This window comes from Roseovarius sp. (assembly GCF_030373445.1).
In the GTDB taxonomy this organism is placed as follows: domain Bacteria; phylum Pseudomonadota; class Alphaproteobacteria; order Rhodobacterales; family Rhodobacteraceae; genus Roseovarius.
This window is the reverse complement of record NZ_JAUCYU010000003.1, coordinates 1-18,401: the sequence shown is the minus strand read 5'-3', so window position 1 is coordinate 18,401 and position 18,401 is coordinate 1. Positions and strand designations below refer to the sequence as shown.

Here is an 18,401-nt window from a genome sequence, read left to right as displayed (position 1 = left end):
CGAAGAGCCGCGCACGCCGGCTGCGGCGCGCTCATCTTACCAAGAAATACGTGAAGACCTGTCCAAATGAATGAATTGCCCGCCGCGCCCGAAGGCGTCACATCCATCGAACATGTCTGGATTCCGATGCCCGACGGAGTACGGCTTTCGGCCCGTATCTGGATGCCCGCGGGGATCGCCCCGGCAGGCGTCCCGGCGATTTTCGAATACATCCCCTATCGCAAGGCCGACATGGTGCGGGCGAGGGACGAACAGAACCACCCGTGGTTCGCCGCACAGGGCTATGTCTGCCTGCGGGTCGACATGCGCGGATCGGGCGACAGCGAGGGCACGATGCCTGACATGTATACGCAGGCCGAGCTTGACGACGCGCGGCACGTGATCGAATGGATCGCCGCGCAGGATTGGTGCAATTGCCGGGTGGGCATGTTCGGCACGTCCTGGGGCGGCACGGCCAGCCTTCAGGCAAGCATCGACTGCCCCGAGGCGCTGAAGGCGGTCATTGCCGTCTGTGCGACGCATGACCGGTACGAGGATGACATCCACCACAAGGGCGGCGGCCTGCTGACAGATACGTTCGAATGGGGGGCCACATTGCCCGCGATCCTCGCGCTACCGCCCACGCCGGCAAGCGGCGAGGACTGGTATGAGCGCTGGCAGGACCGGCTCGAGGCGCTGGAAAGCCCGCTGGAAACATGGGTTCGAGAGGAGGCGCGGGGCACGTATTGGCGGCACGGGTCGATCAGGCATCAGGCAGATCGGATCGGATGTCCGGTCTTGTCCGTCGGCGGGTGGTCGGACCGGTATTCCAATTCGGTCATGTCCCTGGTGGACGCCCGGTCGGACAAGGTCTGGGGGATCGTGGGGCCGTGGGGGCACCATTACCCCGACCAGGGCCACCCCGGCCCCGCCATCGGATTTCAGCAAGTGGCGCTCGAATGGTGGGATCACTGGCTCAAAGCGGAGCCGGGCGATGCGCCTTGGCCGAAACTGCGGGTCTGGCTGCGCGAGTTCGACGTACCGCAGGATGTTCTGGACATGCGCAACGGCGGCTGGATCGAGAGCGGCCCACCGTCGGATGAGACCGCCGTTACCGCGCTGCACCTCGCCGTCGGAGGTGCGCTTGCCGACTCGCCGTCCGACAATGAGACCGGTTGGGATGTTCCGGCAGACCTTCTGCACGGGTTGGCCTCGGGCGATACGGGATATTTCGGCCGATATGGCGGGCTGCCCCTGCGGCAGAACGAGGATGACGCCCGGGCCCTCGTGTTCGAGACCGGGCCGCTGGAGGAGGATGTGCTGCTCTATGGTAGCGCCGAGATGGAACTTGTGGTGGAGGCCGAAGTCGAGCGTAGCCAGATTTGCCTTAGGCTGAACGACGTCTCGCCCGAAGGCACCTCGTCGCGCGTGGGGCTGTCAATCCGCAACCTTGCGCTGGACGACGGACTTGATGATCCCGACGCGCCGCAGGGGTCCGGGCCGCGCCGCGTACGCATCCGGTTTCACACCAGCGCCTATCGTTTCAAGGCCGGGAATCGGATCCGGCTGTCAGTCGGCTCGTCCTACTGGCCGCTTGTCTGGACACCTCCGCGGCTTGGCGAGCTGCGCATCCTCTCGGGGCGTCTGGCCCTTCCGGTTCTGAATACCGCCCCCCGGGCGCTTTCGGCCCCGTTTCCCGCGCCGCTGGGCATGACGGCGACGAACGACATTCAAGTACTTTCGGCACCCGTGCTGCGCCGCGGTTGCGAGAGGAAGGCGCATGGAGCAGTCGTTGTGGATTGGCATCAGCCGCCAGTCACGACGCTCTATGGCGACATCGACACGACCTTTTCCTTCGAGACCTCGGCAAAGCATGCAATTCGGCCCGACGACCCGCTCAGCGCGACGACCGCTTTTACGCACCGGATGGAAGTGAAGCGGCCGGATGGTACTGCGCAGATTGAGTCCCATCTGCACGTCCAATGCACGGCCAATACCTACCATCTGGCCACATCGCTCCAGGTGGTGTGGAAAGGTCAGGTGCTTGCCCGGCGCAACTGGACGGCCGCGGTTAAGCGACGTTTGGCATGAGCCTCGGGCAAGAGGCCGTGTAATAGAACCTGATGCGGATCAGGAGAAAGCTGAAGCCCAAGCCTGCTTGGTGCCGTCATACGGCTGATTTGGTGACATGTGGACCCTCGATTTTGAGATAGTGAGTGTTGGCTGCGGGCCGTTCACTACGCGGCACTTGACCCTTTTATCTGCATGAAATATTGGTCTGCAGTGTTGAGCGGGCGTTGTGTAATAGTAAGACCTCAGCCTTCCAAGGAAGAGACCTGACTTTCACGTAGCTGCACTGAGTTGCTAATTCATTCATTTCATTTAATAATGAAATGCGCTGACTATCACTCAGTACCACCGTGCTTCATTTCAATTCCGACAAAAAGCCGACAAAATGCCCAAGCTCACAGAAACGTTCGCTCGCAAAGTTCCACAGACAAAATCAGGTACAGACAAGTATTGGGATAGCGAGGTCAGAGGCCTCGTTTTGTTTGTGGGGAAGAAGTCCAAGACCTGGTATTATCAGAAGGATGTGGGCGGTCAGACGCGGCGGATCCTGATAGGTCGATTTCCGGTGATCTCGGCAGACGCGGCTCGTCAGACGGCCTTGGGGTTTGCACTCGAATGGGGTAGGGGGGCTGGCAAGCAAACTCAAATCGGGGCCCCGACATTGGCTGCCGCGATGGAAGCGTATCTTGTCAGGCCCAGACTTCGTTCGGAGACGCACAAACATAACGTCCGACACCAGTTCGACCTGCATCTGAAAGACTGGATGCGCCTACCGCTCGACGAGATCTCCAAGTCAATGGTGGTGGAGCGGCATCGGTCCATGGCCGCCACGCCATCTGCAGCCAACCACACTTTGAAAATGTTTCGGACGGTTTGGAACCATGCTAGGCGCATTCATGATCTGCCAGAGGCTCCAACTATGGCAATCGAATGGTACGACGAGCAGCCGAAGGGCACCATTATCGAAGATCTGAAAGGCTGGCGCCATGCAGTGGATGATCTCTACAATCCGATACACAAGGTTTTTTATGAGCTGATACTGTTCACCGGGTTGCGCAAAACTGAAGCGCTGACCCTTGAATGGAAGAACGTGCGCGAAGATCACATTCATCTTCCGATGACGAAAAACGGCCGTAGCTTCGATCTGCCAATCCTTCAAAAACATCATGAGATACTGGCGCCGATACAGGGGTTGAGCCGAAAGTGGGTGTTTCCATCGCCAAAGGCCCCGTCCGGCCATGTAGGTGCCCCTGAGAAGATCAAATGGTCTCCGCACGCCCACCGGCGCACGTTTGCGACTGTGGCCATGGAGGCAGGGGTTCTGGAAGAGATCGTGGGGCGGTTACTCAATCACACGCCGCTGTCGATTACAGGTCAAAGATACGCCAAACCATCGCTGGATGCCCTGAGGCCACCGATGGACGTAATTTGCAAAGAACTGGCCCTGCGTTCTGAAGGGTCTTGATGTACGTCGCGGAAAAGAGCTCCGCGCTTATCCCTATATGCAGTCACGGCGAGGAACAGTGACAGATACCGGTCCGATTACCTTGAACGATCTTGTTGTCGCGTTGCTTGGCAACGCGCTTCTTCTGTGCGGCGAATTAACAAATGCTTGCCGACATGCGCCAAGTTCGGACGAAGCCGCGCTGAAAAAGACTGGTTACCGTTTCGAGAGATGCGAGGAGCTGAGTGACGCACTTTTTGCCGCCGCAAGGCTCGACGATCGGCTTTCGAAGGCAATGGACATCACAAGGGATAAGCCCGGCGAGGGTCATGCCAACAGATATCATCGCCTAAAAGAAATCGCAGAAAGTGACGCCGATATTGCAAACGTCCGGTTTGGAGATTTCGATTTTCCGTCCGCTGTCTCTAGGAGGTATCGCATTGCCGACGCACTTGCTGATGCCAAACCAGAGGAATTGCAGGCGGTGATCGCGCGTTCTGAACTATCCGAATTGATGAACGCCGTGAGAGCGCTTGTGGTCGATTACATGACTGATCTTGCAGCATTCGAGCTGGGTATGACCAGGGCAGCGGCTGCTTTCGTCGGCTTGGATGGCTTGGTGAGGAAGAGAGCCCATAGATTGCCACCAAAATGGCATTTCTGGAATAGCGAGTTGGCTCGCCAAAACCGACGGGAAAGCGGGTGGCTCGAGGAAATGCGAGAAAAGGCACGGCGACACGTGCTAGAACCCGCAACTCGGTCATATGCTGATACGCAATCCGAGCTCGTTGTGTCCAAACTTGGTCTCCACCTAGAACAACTCGGTCATGCCATTAAGGATGAAGACTTTCCTGTTCTAGACGGGTTGAGTGACTTGGGGTCCGTTTTCTATAGTGAGCCGCTCGTGCCCGACCAGACGATTAGCGAGCTTTTCCCGAGTTATGGCGCGATGTCCGATCACCAGAACTATCGGGCGGATGCTGATCCTCTCAATGTACTCATCTTCTTTTCCACGCAAATGGCTTGGCAAGCAGTGAAGGAAGGATGGGCGCTTTGCCTTGCCGAAGATGGTCTGGAAGGCGGGTACTTCACCTGGGTTCCGCCGGATCGATTTCCGAGCCTTACTGAGAATGGCGACCTTGCACTTCCAGAAGACCTGGGCATAACCGGATGCTTCGATCTGGATGAACGGGCGAAACTCGCACTCGGTGCCGATAGGCTGCGGTTTGTCTTGGTCCGCGATATGGCGCCTTCTGCTAAGGTGCCAATGCTCTCAGCGACTGATGATCAGCCGAGGCGACAACAAACTCGCAAATCCAATCAGGGGTTCACGTCCGTGGATGCGCCCTTCATCGAGGAAGGCCTGAACATGCTTGAAACCGGCCAGGCAAAGAGCGCGCTCAATGCGGCACAGCTCTTGGTGGCAAAATACGGCGAAATCCCTGAGAGCAAGTGGGAACCCGGGCGAAAGGAAATCCGCTCATATTCATTGGGGGCCGCTGAAATTCGACTTCAAAAGGCAATCGCCAAAGAACGAAAAAAGCGGAACCTGTAGTTGGATTTCGTTTCAATCCAATCGAAGCGAATCCCGACCAATGATTTCTTTGCCTGAACGGTGAACATTGGGTTGCATCGAGCAACATGGAGCAGTCCCAATGCAAACAATCCTCAATGATGACCGTCTCTTGAGCCGGAGTGAAGTACACAGCTACTTCGGTCTCACACAACGTTTTCTGGAAGTCTCCGCAGTGCGTGGGGACGGGCCCCCGATGGTCAAGATTGGCCGGAGTGTTCGCTATCGCGTTGGCGATCTCCGGGCCTGGATCGAGTCCTGCCGGGTCGACACCGCTTCGGGCGTGGCAGCACGATGAGCGCGGACCACCCGATGACCCAGCGAAAGCCCCTGGACCTGATGCAGAAATGGCTGGTTTCGCAGTATTGGATCCGCCAGGATCCGCCACTTACCCGTGCAAGCTTTGCCGTCCTGATGAGATTGTTGGATCGCCAGAACCCCAAGACCGGTCGCTGTGACCCGTCGGCCGTTGGGCTGATGGAGGAAACTGGCTTTTCAGAAAGGAGTATCCGAGGCGCCTTTGCCGAATTGGAAGAAAGAGGCGCTTTGATACGATATCGGGCAGCGCGGCGATCGCGCAATCAGTTCCTGATTTTTTCGGTGGACGAGCTGGGGCAAAATGCGCGGTTGGCGGAGCTGAAGATGAGAGGGGCAAAGCGAGTTGGCATGCACCCGGTTGCCGCAACGCCTGCAATACGCTGCCGCTCAAACCTGAAGCGCCCTGCACCCGAAACAATAAAGGAAACAAAGAAGAAAAAAGAAAATGCTGAGAGAATGAGTGTGTCAGCCGCGATGTCACGTGCACAAGGGCAACGGCAGCCTTCGGAGGCAATGGCGCTAGGGGAGTTCGAAAGGCGGGTCGTGAAAGTATTTGAACGCAAGGGTTTCGGCTACATGGGGCTGATGAAACTTCCAGCACGAGAACTGGAACTGGCGCATAGCCAGATGTTGGCTGGCGAATTGTCATTCTCGAAGGCGGTGGGCCGCCTCCTTGAGACATACGAGTCGCTCAGTAAAGAGCGATGAACTGATGCCGCTTGCCGGTTTGGTCCTTCCCGGGCCCCCTCGACATGCGGGTAATTCGCACCCCGGGGAAGACGTCTTCGTGGTGTTCTGCTCAGGGTGAGATTGGGGTTGGTGTTGTTGTTTTAACGGCCCAGGAAGGTTAGTCAGCTCAAGTGAAGCCGTTTCAATGAAGAGCAGATCATTGGCGTCCTGAAGGAGCACCAGGCTGGTTTCGGTGCGAAGGAGCTGTGCCGGAAACACGGGATCAGCGACGCCACGTAATACGAGTTGCGGTCGAGGTGTATGGGCGCATGGACGTGTCTGACGCTCGGCCTCTGAAGGCATTGGACGCTAAGAACGTGAAGCTGAAGAAGATGCTGGCGGAGCAGATACTCAACGTTGCCACCCTGAAAGAGATGCTCGGAAAAAACCTCTGAGGCCCGGTTCGAGGAGGAATGCCGTTTGAGTTCCCCTGCGTATAAACGCTGATCAGGATCGCGTGCCGCCGAGATTCCTTCAGAAGCGATGACTTCGCCGTAGGTTCGACGGTTTCTCGAAGCTAGCCCTGAAAATTTAAAGGTCTTGAGATGCCACAAAAACGAAGAAGATATCACGGAATTACGTGAGCCCTTCGTATTTGATCATCATCGGCCCGGCGAGGATCAGCGCTACGAGATCGGCCTGGCGGTTCGTGCCGGTTTTCTGAAACAGGTTGCGCATATGGAAAGCGATGGTGGTTTGCGAGACGTCCAGTTCTTCGGCAACGTCGACCGTGCGGGCGCCGTTGGCCAAGGCGCCCGCGACACGCGCCTCGGTGGGGGTCAGGCCGAATAGATCCATCAACAGGGTTTCCGGCGCGCGGCTGCGGCGGTCGGGAGCCGCGAGGAACAGGGCCAGGGCCGGGGCGTCGGGCGGGTCGTCTTCCAGTACGGGTAAGGCGCAGGCCAGCGATGAGAGTGCGCCTTCGCCGGTAACGCTAGGCAGCTGGATGCCCACGACCTTGTCATCCCCCGCTTTTGCCGCCTCTAGCGTTTCGGCCAGTGCGCGCAGGAAGGCACGGCCTGACCCTTGGTCCAGCGGGATCACACTCTTGCTCTGAATACGGATCCAGTTGGCGGCGGCCGCCAGGTCGTAAGCTGCGCTGTTGGCGTAAAGCAACCGCCCCGACCCGTCGAGAAGGACCACGCCCAATGCAACCAGGTTCAGCACCTGTTCGGCCCCCTTGCCCGAAAGCCCGGCAAGGGCGCGGCGCAAGGCGGAGAGCTCGTCGTGATGATGCTCGCGGATACGTTCGACCTGACGCAGGCGGGCCGCGATCGTTGCCAGCATCAGGTCGTAATCGACGGGCTTGACCAGGTAATCGTCGGCGCCGAGGAGCTTTCCCTCGACGACCTTGTGCGGTTCAGACAGGGCAGTCAGGAAGACGAACGGGGTTGTTGCCAGTTCGGGCGGCATCTCGCGCAGGGTCTCGAGGACGCCGTAGCCATCGAGACCGGGCATGGAGATATCGCACAGAACCAGATCGGGCTTGGCGCTCGTTAGAAATTCGAGCGCCGCCTCGCCATTGGCCGCTTCCATGGCGCGATAGCCGGCGTCTTGCAACTCCTCGACGATGTCGCGACGCAGGGCGTCCTCGTCTTCGATGACGAAGATCAGGCGGGGATCGGTGGAGGTGGTCATGCGATGCTCGGTTTGAAGCGGGGCAGGGTCATGCGGAAGGTGACGCCGTCGCTGCCGGGTCGTAGGGTGAGGTCGCCGCCCTGCATCCGCGCCAGCGTGCGCGCCATGAAGAGGCCGAGCCCGGTGCCCGCGCTTCCGGTGCTGTTGGTGCCCCGGTAGTTGCGATTGAAGACCAGGTTCCGTTCGTCCTCGGGGATGGGGCTGCCTTCGTTGTGCACATCGCAGAACAGGTTTTGCCGGTCACCATGCACGCGGATCGAAACCAGTGATCCGGGAGCAGTATATTTTATCGCGTTCGAGAGGAGGTTTTCGAGAATTTGTTCGGCATGGGCCGGGTCGCAGAACACCGCATCGTCGGTGTTCGGTGAGGGAAGGATACTGATTTCGCGGGCCGGGTCGGTCTCGCGCTGGCGGGCGCAGACCGTGTCGACGATGTCGTTCAGGTCGCACCGCACCCTTTGAACGCCGAGTTGGCCTGCGTCCAACCGGGCTACATCCAGTGTGCTTTCAACCAGCCGGGTCAGCCCGGCGATCGCGCTGCGGGCACGGTTGGCCCGTTCCGCGATCTCGCCCGGCTCCACGCGGGGCCCACGCCGGATCAGCCGTTGCAGGGCGGAATCCGCCACGGCCAGCGGGGTGCGGAACTGGTGCGAGACCATCGCCGCGAAGTTGCGGTAGAGATCCGCGGCGGAGCGTTCGCGTTGTAGCGCGTCGTCGAGATCGCGGGTGCGCTCGGTCACCAGGTCTTCCAGCCGGTCCCGGTCCTCGGCCTCGCGTTGCTGGGCGGCGTGACGGTCTGTGGCGTCATGCAGGAAGAGTATCGCGCCGATCACCACGCCGTCGTTGCGCATGGGGAAAAACCGGAGATCTACGTAGCGTGGCTCCGTTTGTTCGTTTTGGAAAAGCGGGTGCATGGCAAGCTCGGAGGACTGGCCCTCAAGCGCCCTGGCTAGGCCGGCTTGCAGCGGGGCGATGCCGAAAAAGCCCGCAAGCTCGGCCGGCGGTCGGCCCATGGCCTGTTCTGCAGATTTCCCGATCAGGCCCGCCATGGCGTCGTTCCACAGGGTACAGAGCCCGGCGCGATCGACCGCCAGGATGCCTTCGCCGCTGGAGGAGACCAGCAGCGCCGAGAAATCCCGGGACTGCCGGAGCATCAGGTTGCGCTGATGGGACTGGCGAAGGGCGACCGCCAGCGTCGCAGCGAGTATCCCGCCCGCCGCCATGATGCCGATCAGAAACAGGATGATCTGGCGGAGCTGGGCGCGATAGGTTTCGAGCCGCTCACCTAGATCATTCCATTCCGCGATCATTGCCTTGTTGGCCGCACGCCCGAACAACCTGGCTGCGGGTTTCAGGGCGTCTCGCAGGCGCGCCCCGTCGCCCGGGGATAAGTCGGCGACGACCGGCGTCATGGCGTCCAACACCGCGGCTATCCGGTCGAGGTCGTCATCATAGCCGATCCCTTCGACAAAGCGGCGCTGCGGGCCGTCGTTCAGGATGGCGATCCGACTTTTCAGGATGTCGAAGCGCAGGGAAAGTTCCTCGGTGTCGGCTTCGCCCAGTCCGATGAGCGCTGCCGTTTCCGTCAGACGGCGGGCGGCGACCTCGCTTTGGTGGAAGACCCAGAGCATGTTCTTTTCCGCACCGACCCGCATCGCGTTCTCGACCTCGAGCATGCGGATAAGCGAGAACGTCAGCAGTACCGCGAAGACAACGACGGCGACGAGGGGCAAAAGCAGGCCGAAGGCCAGGTTGCGAAACCGGATCATTGCACCTCGAGCCGGGAGAGTTGCCAGACCCAGCGGTAATCAAACCGGATATCCTGTAGCGCCTGGTGCTGGTCGCGCGGATAGACGATCCAGAGTGGGCCCTTGTCATTACGGCGCAGGGGCTGACCATCCATGCTGTAGGCTACGATCACATCGAATTCGGTGAAATCCGTCATCGGGATTTCGACGATGTAATCGTTCAGCGCGGAGGCGATGACCTCATCGCCCTCGGCGCCGAGTTTTTTGAGCAGGTCGCGCATGAGGAAGCCGGTGAATTTGTGCGTGCCGTCGGTGACGACTGTGGATGTCTCCAGCGAGGCCCGGGGTAGCTTCTGCAGGGCCTCACGATCGAGCCTGACCGTGCCTTCGGTGATATTGCCCGTGACTTCCAGAATGATATCATCCTGACCGGCGAGAGCGTCGCCGCTGACCAGCATCAACGTAGCCACCATACAGGCTGTTGGATTCAGCATATCTTACTCCCCTTGTTTTGCGCCTTACTTCACCAGCCCTCAGACCGTTGCGCAAACCCTTATCTTACAAATAATTAGGCTTCCCCCTCTGAACGAACGGGGCGCGACGGGGAAAGTTGGCCGACCCTTCCACCCAAATTCAGAATCAGGCGGCGGGTTGACGTCTTGGCCCGAAACCGGCGGGAGCCTGAACAAGGGGAAGATGGATATGTGGGATTTCAGCCTTGGCGGCGCATTGGGGATGATGGCGCGCACGATGCCCTTCATTCTTCTGCGCATGGCCGTCTATTTCGGGATCACGCTTGGCTACATTCTGGTCACCGGGGCCGGGGCCGGGATCGGGTACGGAATCGGCGGTTTCGGGGATGAGGACTTTCGCGCAAGCGCCACCATGTGGGGTGGGTTTGCGGGCCTCGGGATATTCGGGGCGATCATGTACTGGGTGCGGGAGTACATCCTCTACATCGTCAAGGCTGGCCATATCGCGGTTCTGATCGAACTGATCGACGGCAAGCCTATGCCGGAGGGGCGCGGGCAGGTCGCGCATGCGACCGCCGTGGTAAAGGAACGCTTTCCGCAGGCGAGCCTGCTGTTCGCAATCGATCAGCTGATCAAGGGGGTCATCAAGGCGATATCCGGGTTGGTGAAGGGGATCCTGACCATTTTGCCGATACCCGGGGTGCAGCAGATCTCAAACATCTTTTCGGCTTTCATGCGCGTCGCGGTCGGCTTCGTGGACGAGGTGATCCTTGCCTACGCAATCCGCACCAATTCGGAGAATTCCTGGATGTCCGCTAAGCAGGCGCTGGTGCTTTACGGGCAGAACTACAAGGTCATGCTGAAGAACGCGGCGTGGCTGGCGCTTATCGTGTACGGGCTGGGCTTGTTGGTGTTTCTGGTCATGCTCGCCCCTGCGGCGCTTGTCGTCTACATGATGCCTGGCGCGTGGGCGGCCGGGGGTGTTGTCTTCGCGCTGTTGTTTGCGTGGAGCGTCAAGGCGGCGCTGCTGGAGCCCTTCGCCATCGCCTGCATGATGCAGGTCTATTTCCGCACCATCGAAGGCCAGACGCCCAACCCGGAATGGGAGGCCAAGCTGGAGCAGATGTCGGGGAAATTCCGCGAGTTGAAAGAACGGGCCGTTGGGGCCGTGGGCGGGGAGGCGGCCCAGGACGGCGGTGCCAAGCCGGCGTGACGCGGTGTGACTATTCACATTCTACGAGTGACGGAGGATGTCTTGCTGACATTGACCAAGCGTTTGATCATCATGCTTTCCTTGTTTCTGCCTCCGGCGGCCGCCTTGTCGCAGATGGACGGGCATGGGCCGGACGCATGGCAGGTCACGGGCGTTGCACCGAATGACACGCTGAATGTGCGCACGGGGCCGGGGACGGAGCATCTGGTCATCGGCACCTTCGCGCATGATGCCACGGGATTGCGGATGACCACCTGCGTTCCGTTCCTGACTCGGCAGAAATATCACCAAATGACGGAGGCCCAACGCGCGAACCTGCCGCCCAGATGGTGCCTGATGGCAAGCCCGGACCGCCGGACAAAGGGGTGGGTTTCCGCGCAGTACCTGCAGGAGGATATGTCGGGCGTGCATGCGGAGATGGAGCCGTCGGTGGCCGAGGCACAGGCGCTTGTGCGTGATCTTTACAGCAGCTTCGAAACCGCCAGCACAGTCGCGGCCAACCCTTTTTCCCCGGAAAATCGCCAAGCCTATTTCTTCGCGTCGATTGCGCCTCAGTTGTCGGGGCGTGGCGCGGACCTGCTTTACGACGCACAGGATTTCCAGGGAGAAGTGACGCGCATCGCGCCTGACTCCGATCAGCCCATGCTTCGGGGAATGATCACCATCGAAGTGGATTTCACCAACTGGGGCAAGTCGCAGCGTGCCGTCTTCCGGCTGCGCGCCGATACCGCAAGGCCAGGCGCCCCGGTTCGCATTTTCCGGATCGAACATGACGGCTGGGAATTTCCGTGACCCGTGATCTTCTCATTCACCCTGTCCGGAATTCCAGAAGAGCGCATTAAAGCCCAAAGAACAGAGGCATCATGACGACCACATTCACCGAGCACGTCGAGATTGAGACAGGCTTTTCCAAGGTATTCTCTGCCCGAATTGTGCCGCGCCTGGCTGAACTCGAGGATAAGAGAAAAGCGATCCTGGCAGTGGCAAAGCGACACGCGATCATCGCGCTGGCGGTCGGGGCGGTCTTCGGCCTTGTGTTCAGGGTGTTCGGGGAAGGGGCGGACGGGATCGGGGGCCTGCTTGTCGGGTTTTTCATTCCGGTCGCGTTTGGCGGTGTTGCCGCGTTCCTCCTGTGGAAGCGGCAGGCCGCGAAATGGCGTGGCTCTGCGGCACAAACTGTGATGCCCGTCATCTGCGACTTCCTTGGCGACATGACATACGACCACGAGGCGCTGAGAGGGTTCGAACTCGAGCGGATGCAGAAGCTCGGCGTGATCCGCCCGTACAGCGAAACCAGGATCCGGGATCGGCTGGAGGGAACCTATCGCGATACGCCGTTCGAACTTGTCCATGCGGAGTTGTCTTCGAATTCGCGTCGGCACGGCGACAATTCCCCGAAGACGCATTTCAAGGGCTTGCTGATGCGCGTTCGCGTGCCGGAGCCGATTTCGCACCGCATCCTGATTGCGCGCGATTTTCAGGGGCCGGGCAACAAGCTGGCCGAGATGTTCGGGGGCGGCACCGGGCGCGACCTGCCGAAGGTAGACACGGGGCACGAGGTGTTTGAACGGTATTTCGAGGTCTATTCCTCGAACCCCTCCGTCGCGCGCAACATTCTGGCGCCGGGGTTCCTCGACAGTTTCGTAAAGATCGCGGACGCCGAGAGCGGCCGGCACGGGCCGGAGGGGCTGGAAGCGGGGTTTCACGAGGAGTCCTTCTTCATGGCGCTCAAAAGGGAAGACGACTTCCTGCAGATGGGGGCCCTCACCACGCCGGCCGATGACATCGAGGAGGAATTGCACGGTGTCTTCGAGGACATCACCACCGTGCGCCGCATCATCGACCGCCTGCATGGCGATCATCCGGCATGACCGTCACGGATATGCCACGGCCGGACAGTGCCAGAACAAGACCAGGGAGAAACAGGACATGAAACAGATTGCCTTGCGCAGAGCTGCCTTCGCGCTTGCCGGGGGGATGGCGTGCGCCACCCCTGCCATCGCGGAGGATGAGAACGTCATGATCGTTTTCGACGGGTCGAACTCGATGTGGGGCCAGATCGAGGGCACCGCCAAGATCGAGATCGCCCAGGGCGTGATGGACAACCTGCTGGGAGACTGGACCGAGAGCCGCAGGGTCGGGCTGATGGCCTATGGCCACCGGCGGCGCGGGGATTGCACGGATATCGAAACCATCGTCGCCCCGGGTGACGGCACCCGCGCCGATATTCTCGACCGGATCGGCGGGGTCACCCCAACGGGGAAAACGCCGCTGACCAGTGCGGTGGAACAGGCCGCGACAGAGCTGTCCTATACCGATACGCCTGCCACCGTGGTGCTTATCTCCGACGGGCTCGAAAGCTGCGACCGCGACCCGTGCGCGCTGGCGGAAACGCTTGAGAAGGGGGGCGTCGGGTTCACGGCGCATGTGGTTGGGTTCGGTCTTGGCGATGCGGATGCGGGTGCGCTGTCCTGCCTGGCGGAGAAGACCGGCGGGCAGTACGTTGCGGCCGGCAATGCCGAGGAATTGGGGCAGGCGTTCAGCGCCGTGGCCAGTGCGGTTTCCGAACCGGAGCCCGAGCCGGAACCGGAGCCGGAACGCCCCGAAGTGATCGTCAACGGCCCGGAGACGGCGCCCGCAGGGTCGCTCGTGCGGGTGGGTTGGGACAAGGCCCTGGACAACAGGGATTACGTTACCATCGTGCCCGCCGGTGCCGAGGCGGGGGAGTACGGCAACTACATCCGCGTGAAGGACAGGTCCGGGGGTGACCTCCGGGCCCCTGCGGATACCGGCATGTACGAACTGCGCTACATGACGGACGAGGGCGATAAGGTGCTCGGCACCGCAGCCATCGAGATCACCGAACCCGCGGTGACGCTGAGCGGTCCGGAGACGGCGCTGGCCGGTGAGCTGTTCCCGGTGGAATGGACCGGGACGGTGCACGGCCGGGATTACATTACGATCGTCGCAATGGGTGCCGAGGACGGCAGCCACATCAACTATTTCCGCGTGAAGGACAGGAGCCGCAACAAGCTGCGGGCGCCGGCGGAGCCGGGGCTTTATGAGCTGCGCTACGTGCTCGAGGAAGGTGAGCGGACGATGGCGAGCCAGGCCATCGAGATCACCGAGCCGGAGGTGACGCTGAGCGGCCCGGAGACGGCGCTGGCCGGTGAGCTGTTCCCGGTGGAATGGACCGGGACGGTGCACGGCCGGGATTACATTACGATCGTCGCAATGGGTGCCGAGGACGGCAGCCACATCAACTATTTCCGCGTGAAGGACAGGAGCCGCAACAAGCTGCGGGCGCCGGCGGAGCCGGGGCTTTATGAGCTGCGCTACGTGCTCGAGGAAGGTGAGCGGACGATGGCGAGCCAGGCCATCGAGATCACTGAGCCCGAGGTGACGCTGAGCGGGCCGGATGAAATCAGGGCCGGCACGGAAGCTACAATTGAATGGACCGGATCCGTGCATGGCAGGGACTACATCACCATCGTGCCGGTAGGGGCCGAAGAGGGCAGCCACGGCGAGTACTTCCGCGTGAAGGACAGGAGTCGACAAACGATGCAGGCGCCCGAAAAGCCCGGGCTTTATGAACTGCGCTATGTGCTTGAGGAGGGCAAACGCACGATGGCCCGTCACAAGATCGAGATCCTGGCCGCTGACGCGCCGCTGGAAAGCGGTGCCAGCCTGAGCGCCCCGGAAACCGGTGCGCCCGGTGCCGAAATCGACGTTGGCTGGGAGGTGGAGACCGAAAGCGGGGATCAGCGGATTACCCTAGCGCGCGGCAACCAAGAGATCTTCACCTGGCTGGAGGCAATCAAGATCTCGGGCGAGCCGCCGGTGAAGCTCACCCTGCCGGAGGAGCCAGGCATGTACGAGCTGCGCTTCCTGGATGTAGCGAACCAGGCGGTTCTGTCGCGCAAGGTGATCAAAGTTGAATGAGACCAGTCGGGCGAACCCGGGATAACAGGGCGGCGCGGTCGACTGCTGCCTGTCGTCCAGAGTTTGTTGAATGGAGGAGAGTCTTAAAAAATGAAACCTGCTGTTGCAGCGATGCTTGTCATGCCGTCTGTCGTCCCCGCACGTGGGGAACCCGCCAGTCGGCAGGCATGGCAACGCAGTTCCGGAAGGGGGGGATCGAGCAGGGATGAAGCTTTAAGCCGCGCGCCGATTTTCCCGCACCCGGGCCCGTTGGTCGAGCCCGGGTGCGGGATGGTTTTCGTCAAGATAGGTGGGCTGATGGAGTTTACTTTCTAACGTTAGCACCCACCGGACAGCTTCAGGTGTTTTTGGTAGCGGAGGATTTCTATTTCATTGAAGCCATAATGGAGTGAAGATGAACAAGAGATCCAGAACATCAAAGGATGCTGCTGACGAGCTTGTCAGAGGCATCAAGCGTAAGACGCGCAAACGCTGCTCGGCGGAAGGGAAGATCCGCATTGTGCTTGCCGGGAGGCGAGGCGAATAATGCATAGCACCTCTTTGCCGTCGTGAAGGGATAGCTGCGAGCCTGTTATTCAGCTGATCGAAGGACTTTCTTGAGGCTGGGAAGAACCGGCTGGCGGGTGGCGCGGTGCGTCAGGCTACCACCCCCGAGGACAAGGACTTGCGCTCTGATGCAACCGCGCTGAAGGAAGTGGTCGCGGAGCTGATACTGGACAACAGGTGACCTGCTCCCCTTGGAGTCCGCATTTATCAGTTAGCTCTGTTCAGGGTTGTCTGATCTCATCGGCCCGCCATACGGGCTAAGATCGTGGGGGAAATTCGTTCAGCCGGAGTTGACTGGCAGATTGTGGCTCTCAATCCTCTTGACCAGTAGATACCCGAACGATCGCCATCCATTCAAATGAAATGAGCTCCCCCCCTCAAGTTGTAGGTGCCGGTAGGATCTGGCCTGTACATTCCCCGAAACCCACTTTGTAACCATTACCTCGCGCATGTCCGCGCAGGGTCAGCGTGTCGCCATCCTCGATAAAACTACGCGTGCCGCCGTCGATGGCGATGGGCTCTTTCCCGCCCCAGGATATCTCTAGAAGAGAGCCGCGACTGGTCTTATCGGGACCGGAAATTGTGCCCGACCCGATCAGGTCACCCACTCGCATCGGGCACCCTGAACTCGTATGATGCGCCAGCTGCTGGGCGGCCGAATAGTACATCTCTTTGTAGTTCGTGTGCGCGATTACCGTCTCAGCTCGCCCCTCGGGCGCAAGGCCAACTTCAAGGTCGATGTCGTAAAGCATCGGTCTGGCTTCGGCGAGATAAGGCAGGAGCTCTACCTCGCGCTGAGGGGTGGGGGTGCGAAACGCCTCCAGCGCGGCGGCGGTCACGATCCACGGGCTGACCGAAGTGGCCGTGGCTTTGGCTTGAAACGGCCCGAGCGGTTGATATTCCCAAGCCTGAATGTCGCGCGCCGACCAGTCATTGAGAAGCACGTAGCCGAATATGTTCTCGAAAGCCTCAGTAACGCTGATCGGCCCCGACGATGGCTGCCCGACGATTGCACCCATTTCAAGCTCTATGTCGAAGCGCTGCGAGGGGCCGAAGCGTGGATTGGTCTCGTTCGGCCCCTTTAATTGGCCATGCGGCCGGATGACCGGCGTGCCAGAAACGACCACAGACGAGGCGCGTCCATTGTAGCCGATAGGGATGTGCAGCCAGTTAGGCGGTAACGCGTTTTCGGGGCCGCGAAACATGGTGCCGACGTTGGAGGCGTGATGGCGGCTTGAATAGAAATCGGTGTACTCTGCGACGTCAAATGGCATGTGAAGCGCGGCTGCGTCCATCGGTACAAGATGAGGAACGATCGCGGCCTTCAAGTCCGAATCCTCTCCCAGGAATTGCGTCAACGTGCTGCGTAGGCGGGCCCAATCCTGTGCGCCAAGTGACATGAAGGCGTTCCAACGGCCGGTTTTGAGTGCCCCACCGAACTCCAGCCGCCCGCTTTCCTCGAGCGCATGGAGGTCGAGAATAAAATCACCGATCGCCGTTCCGCAACGAGGCGCCGTTTCCCCAGCGGAGAAAACGCCGCAGGGCAGGTTGTTGAGCGGGAAATCAGTATCGGGCGAGTTGGCGCTGTCGATCCAGGATCGGACGAGGTCAGTCATGGCATATCTCTTTCTTCATGTCGCATCGTGTTGTTGCTCGGGGCGCGCACCGTCGAAGGCAGGCAGAGCGAGGCAGCGAGCTTCGATCTCTCTCAGCCGCCTGAAGGGGTCCAGGTCGCAGCCCCAGCGGTGAGCATTGTAGAGCTGCGGAACGAGGCAGATATCAGCGAGTCCGGGCGTCTTACCGAAGCAGAAAGGCGTATCGTTGGCGATCATACCGGCGAAGGCCACAAGGCCGCGGCTCATCCAGGTGTTCATCCAGTCCACGATCTCGGCCTGACCGTGGCCCATGGATTTCAACTGATCTAAGACCCGAAGGTTGTTGATCGGGTGGATCTCAGTGGCGATGGCAAGCGCTGCTGCGCGCACCCGGGCCCGTGCGGCAGGACCGGTGGGCAGGAGCGGGGGCTTGGGGTGTGTTTCGTCCAGCCAATCGAGAATCGCCATCGATTGGGTTAGCACCGTGCCGTCCGAGAGCTCCAATACCGGCACGCTGCGCGTTGGGTTCAGCGCAGCGTGGTCGGCCCTGTTTTGTTGCCCGGCAAGGAGATCGACGGGGACCGCCTCGTAGGCGATCCCCTTCAAGTCGAGCGCGATCCGGACGCGGTAGGACGTGGAAGACCGCCAGTATGTGTGGAGCCTCATTTGCGGCCCGGTGTGCCGTCGAATTTCTTCTCGAGGCTGTCCCAGCAATCGATGTAGTCGTCCTGCAGCGGGGCCTCGTTGGCGGCGAAGCTGGTGAGGTGCTGCGGGAAGCGGGTTTCGAACATGAAGGACATGGTGTTGTCGAGCTTGTCGGGGCCGAGATTGGCGTTCGAGGCCTTCTCGAACGCGTCGCGGTCGGGCCGTGGGGCAGCATCATGTTGTGCAGCGACATGCCGCCAGGGACGAAGCCCTGTGGCTTGGCGTCGTACTGGCCGTAGATGTTGCCCATCAGCTCGGACATGATGTTCTTGTGGTACCAGGGCGGGCGGAAGGTATCCTCGGCCACCATCCAGCGTTCCCGGAACAGGACGAAGTCGATATTCGCAGTGCCGGGCACGCCTGAGGGGGCGGTGAGCACGGTGAAGATCGACGGGTCGGGGTGGTCGAAGAGGATCGCGCCGACCGGG

General features: G+C 60.6%; 13 protein-coding genes and 3 pseudogenes. 10 read left to right on the top strand and 6 right to left on the bottom strand.

Features of this window, described 5'->3' with window-relative positions:
* Nucleotides 1-66 precede the first annotated feature (66 nt).
* The 5 genes and pseudogenes from QUV18_RS06510 to QUV18_RS06490 form a co-directional block, all read left to right on the top strand.
* The gene (locus QUV18_RS06510; RefSeq protein WP_300892688.1) at nucleotides 67-2,070 is read left to right on the top strand and encodes a CocE/NonD family hydrolase; all 2,004 of its coding nucleotides are present in this window, start codon (nucleotides 67-69) and stop codon (nucleotides 2,068-2,070) included.
* A gap of 364 nt (nucleotides 2,071-2,434) precedes the next feature.
* Nucleotides 2,435-3,514 (top strand): integrase family protein, encoded by a 1,080-nt coding sequence (locus tag QUV18_RS06505; protein WP_300892687.1) that lies wholly within the window; start codon nucleotides 2,435-2,437, stop codon nucleotides 3,512-3,514.
* 58 nt (nucleotides 3,515-3,572) lie between these two features.
* On the top strand, nucleotides 3,573-5,048 hold the full coding sequence (locus tag QUV18_RS06500) for a hypothetical protein (protein WP_300892686.1): 1,476 nt from the start codon (nucleotides 3,573-3,575) through the stop codon (nucleotides 5,046-5,048).
* Between the two features lie 330 nt (nucleotides 5,049-5,378).
* A complete protein-coding gene (locus tag QUV18_RS06495) occupies nucleotides 5,379-6,092 on the top strand; it encodes a helix-turn-helix domain-containing protein (protein WP_300892685.1) in 714 nt (237 codons plus the stop codon).
* Nucleotides 6,093-6,269: 177 nt separating this feature from the next.
* Nucleotides 6,270-6,534 (top strand): annotated as a pseudogene (locus tag QUV18_RS06490) (transposase); the annotation flags it as partial.
* Nucleotides 6,535-6,689: 155 nt separating this feature from the next.
* Here the strand turns inward: QUV18_RS06490 and QUV18_RS06485 are convergent.
* The 3 genes from QUV18_RS06485 to QUV18_RS06475 are packed head-to-tail and all read right to left on the bottom strand — an operon-like array spanning nucleotide 6,690 to nucleotide 9,993.
* A complete protein-coding gene (locus QUV18_RS06485; protein ID WP_300892683.1) occupies nucleotides 6,690-7,751 on the bottom strand; it encodes a response regulator in 1,062 nt (353 codons plus the stop codon).
* On the bottom strand, nucleotides 7,748-9,520 hold the full coding sequence (locus QUV18_RS06480) for a PAS domain-containing sensor histidine kinase (RefSeq protein WP_300892682.1): 1,773 nt from the start codon (nucleotides 9,518-9,520) through the stop codon (nucleotides 7,748-7,750). The genes QUV18_RS06485 and QUV18_RS06480 overlap by 4 nt, the downstream gene beginning before the upstream one ends.
* On the bottom strand, nucleotides 9,517-9,993 hold the full coding sequence (locus tag QUV18_RS06475) for a molybdopterin-dependent oxidoreductase (RefSeq protein WP_300892681.1): 477 nt from the start codon (nucleotides 9,991-9,993) through the stop codon (nucleotides 9,517-9,519). Before QUV18_RS06475 ends, QUV18_RS06480 begins: the two co-directional genes overlap by 4 nt.
* A gap of 202 nt (nucleotides 9,994-10,195) precedes the next feature.
* On the opposite strand from QUV18_RS06475, the gene QUV18_RS06470 reads away from it, so the two are divergent.
* The 5 genes and pseudogenes from QUV18_RS06470 to QUV18_RS06450 form a co-directional block, all read left to right on the top strand.
* Nucleotides 10,196-11,185 (top strand): hypothetical protein, encoded by a 990-nt coding sequence (locus QUV18_RS06470; protein WP_300892679.1) that lies wholly within the window; start codon nucleotides 10,196-10,198, stop codon nucleotides 11,183-11,185.
* Between the two features lie 42 nt (nucleotides 11,186-11,227).
* Entirely contained in the window at nucleotides 11,228-11,977 is a 750-nt protein-coding gene (locus QUV18_RS06465) for a hypothetical protein (RefSeq protein WP_300892678.1), read from the top strand.
* Nucleotides 11,978-12,048: 71 nt separating this feature from the next.
* On the top strand, nucleotides 12,049-13,056 hold the full coding sequence (locus QUV18_RS06460; protein WP_300892677.1) for a DUF3137 domain-containing protein: 1,008 nt from the start codon (nucleotides 12,049-12,051) through the stop codon (nucleotides 13,054-13,056).
* Between the two features lie 58 nt (nucleotides 13,057-13,114).
* Complete coding sequence (locus tag QUV18_RS06455) at nucleotides 13,115-15,127, top strand: VWA domain-containing protein (RefSeq protein ID WP_300892676.1); 2,013 nt, start codon at nucleotides 13,115-13,117, stop codon at nucleotides 15,125-15,127.
* A gap of 394 nt (nucleotides 15,128-15,521) precedes the next feature.
* Nucleotides 15,522-15,845 (top strand): annotated as a pseudogene (locus QUV18_RS06450) (IS3 family transposase); the annotation flags it as partial.
* A 205-nt stretch (nucleotides 15,846-16,050) separates the two neighbouring features.
* Here the strand turns inward: QUV18_RS06450 and fahA are convergent.
* The 3 genes and pseudogenes from fahA to QUV18_RS06435 all read right to left on the bottom strand — a co-directional run.
* On the bottom strand, nucleotides 16,051-17,289 hold the full coding sequence (gene fahA, locus QUV18_RS06445; RefSeq protein ID WP_300892674.1) for a fumarylacetoacetase: 1,239 nt from the start codon (nucleotides 17,287-17,289) through the stop codon (nucleotides 16,051-16,053).
* A 15-nt stretch (nucleotides 17,290-17,304) separates the two neighbouring features.
* A complete protein-coding gene (gene maiA / locus QUV18_RS06440) occupies nucleotides 17,305-17,934 on the bottom strand; it encodes a maleylacetoacetate isomerase (protein ID WP_300892672.1) in 630 nt (209 codons plus the stop codon).
* Nucleotides 17,931-18,401 (bottom strand): annotated as a pseudogene (locus QUV18_RS06435) (homogentisate 1,2-dioxygenase domain-containing protein); the annotation flags it as partial. The pseudogene QUV18_RS06435 and the gene maiA, both read right to left, overlap by 4 nt.

Bases quoted from the DNA above. Each gene is read 5' to 3' on its own strand.
- QUV18_RS06460 (WP_300892677.1), top strand. From the start codon at position 12,049: ATGACGACCACATTCACCGAGCACGTCGAGATTGAGACAGGCTTTTCC.
- QUV18_RS06510 (WP_300892688.1), top strand. From the start codon at position 67: ATGAATGAATTGCCCGCCGCGCCCGAAGGCGTCACATCCATCGAACAT.
- maiA (WP_300892672.1), bottom strand. From the start codon at position 17,934: ATGAGGCTCCACACATACTGGCGGTCTTCCACGTCCTACCGCGTCCGG.
- QUV18_RS06470 (WP_300892679.1), top strand. From the start codon at position 10,196: ATGGATATGTGGGATTTCAGCCTTGGCGGCGCATTGGGGATGATGGCG.
- QUV18_RS06475 (WP_300892681.1), bottom strand. From the start codon at position 9,993: ATGCTGAATCCAACAGCCTGTATGGTGGCTACGTTGATGCTGGTCAGC.
- QUV18_RS06485 (WP_300892683.1), bottom strand. From the start codon at position 7,751: ATGACCACCTCCACCGATCCCCGCCTGATCTTCGTCATCGAAGACGAG.
- fahA (WP_300892674.1), bottom strand. From the start codon at position 17,289: ATGACTGACCTCGTCCGATCCTGGATCGACAGCGCCAACTCGCCCGAT.
- QUV18_RS06455 (WP_300892676.1), top strand. From the start codon at position 13,115: ATGAAACAGATTGCCTTGCGCAGAGCTGCCTTCGCGCTTGCCGGGGGG.
- QUV18_RS06495 (WP_300892685.1), top strand. From the start codon at position 5,379: ATGACCCAGCGAAAGCCCCTGGACCTGATGCAGAAATGGCTGGTTTCG.
- QUV18_RS06480 (WP_300892682.1), bottom strand. From the start codon at position 9,520: ATGATCCGGTTTCGCAACCTGGCCTTCGGCCTGCTTTTGCCCCTCGTC.
- QUV18_RS06505 (WP_300892687.1), top strand. From the start codon at position 2,435: ATGCCCAAGCTCACAGAAACGTTCGCTCGCAAAGTTCCACAGACAAAA.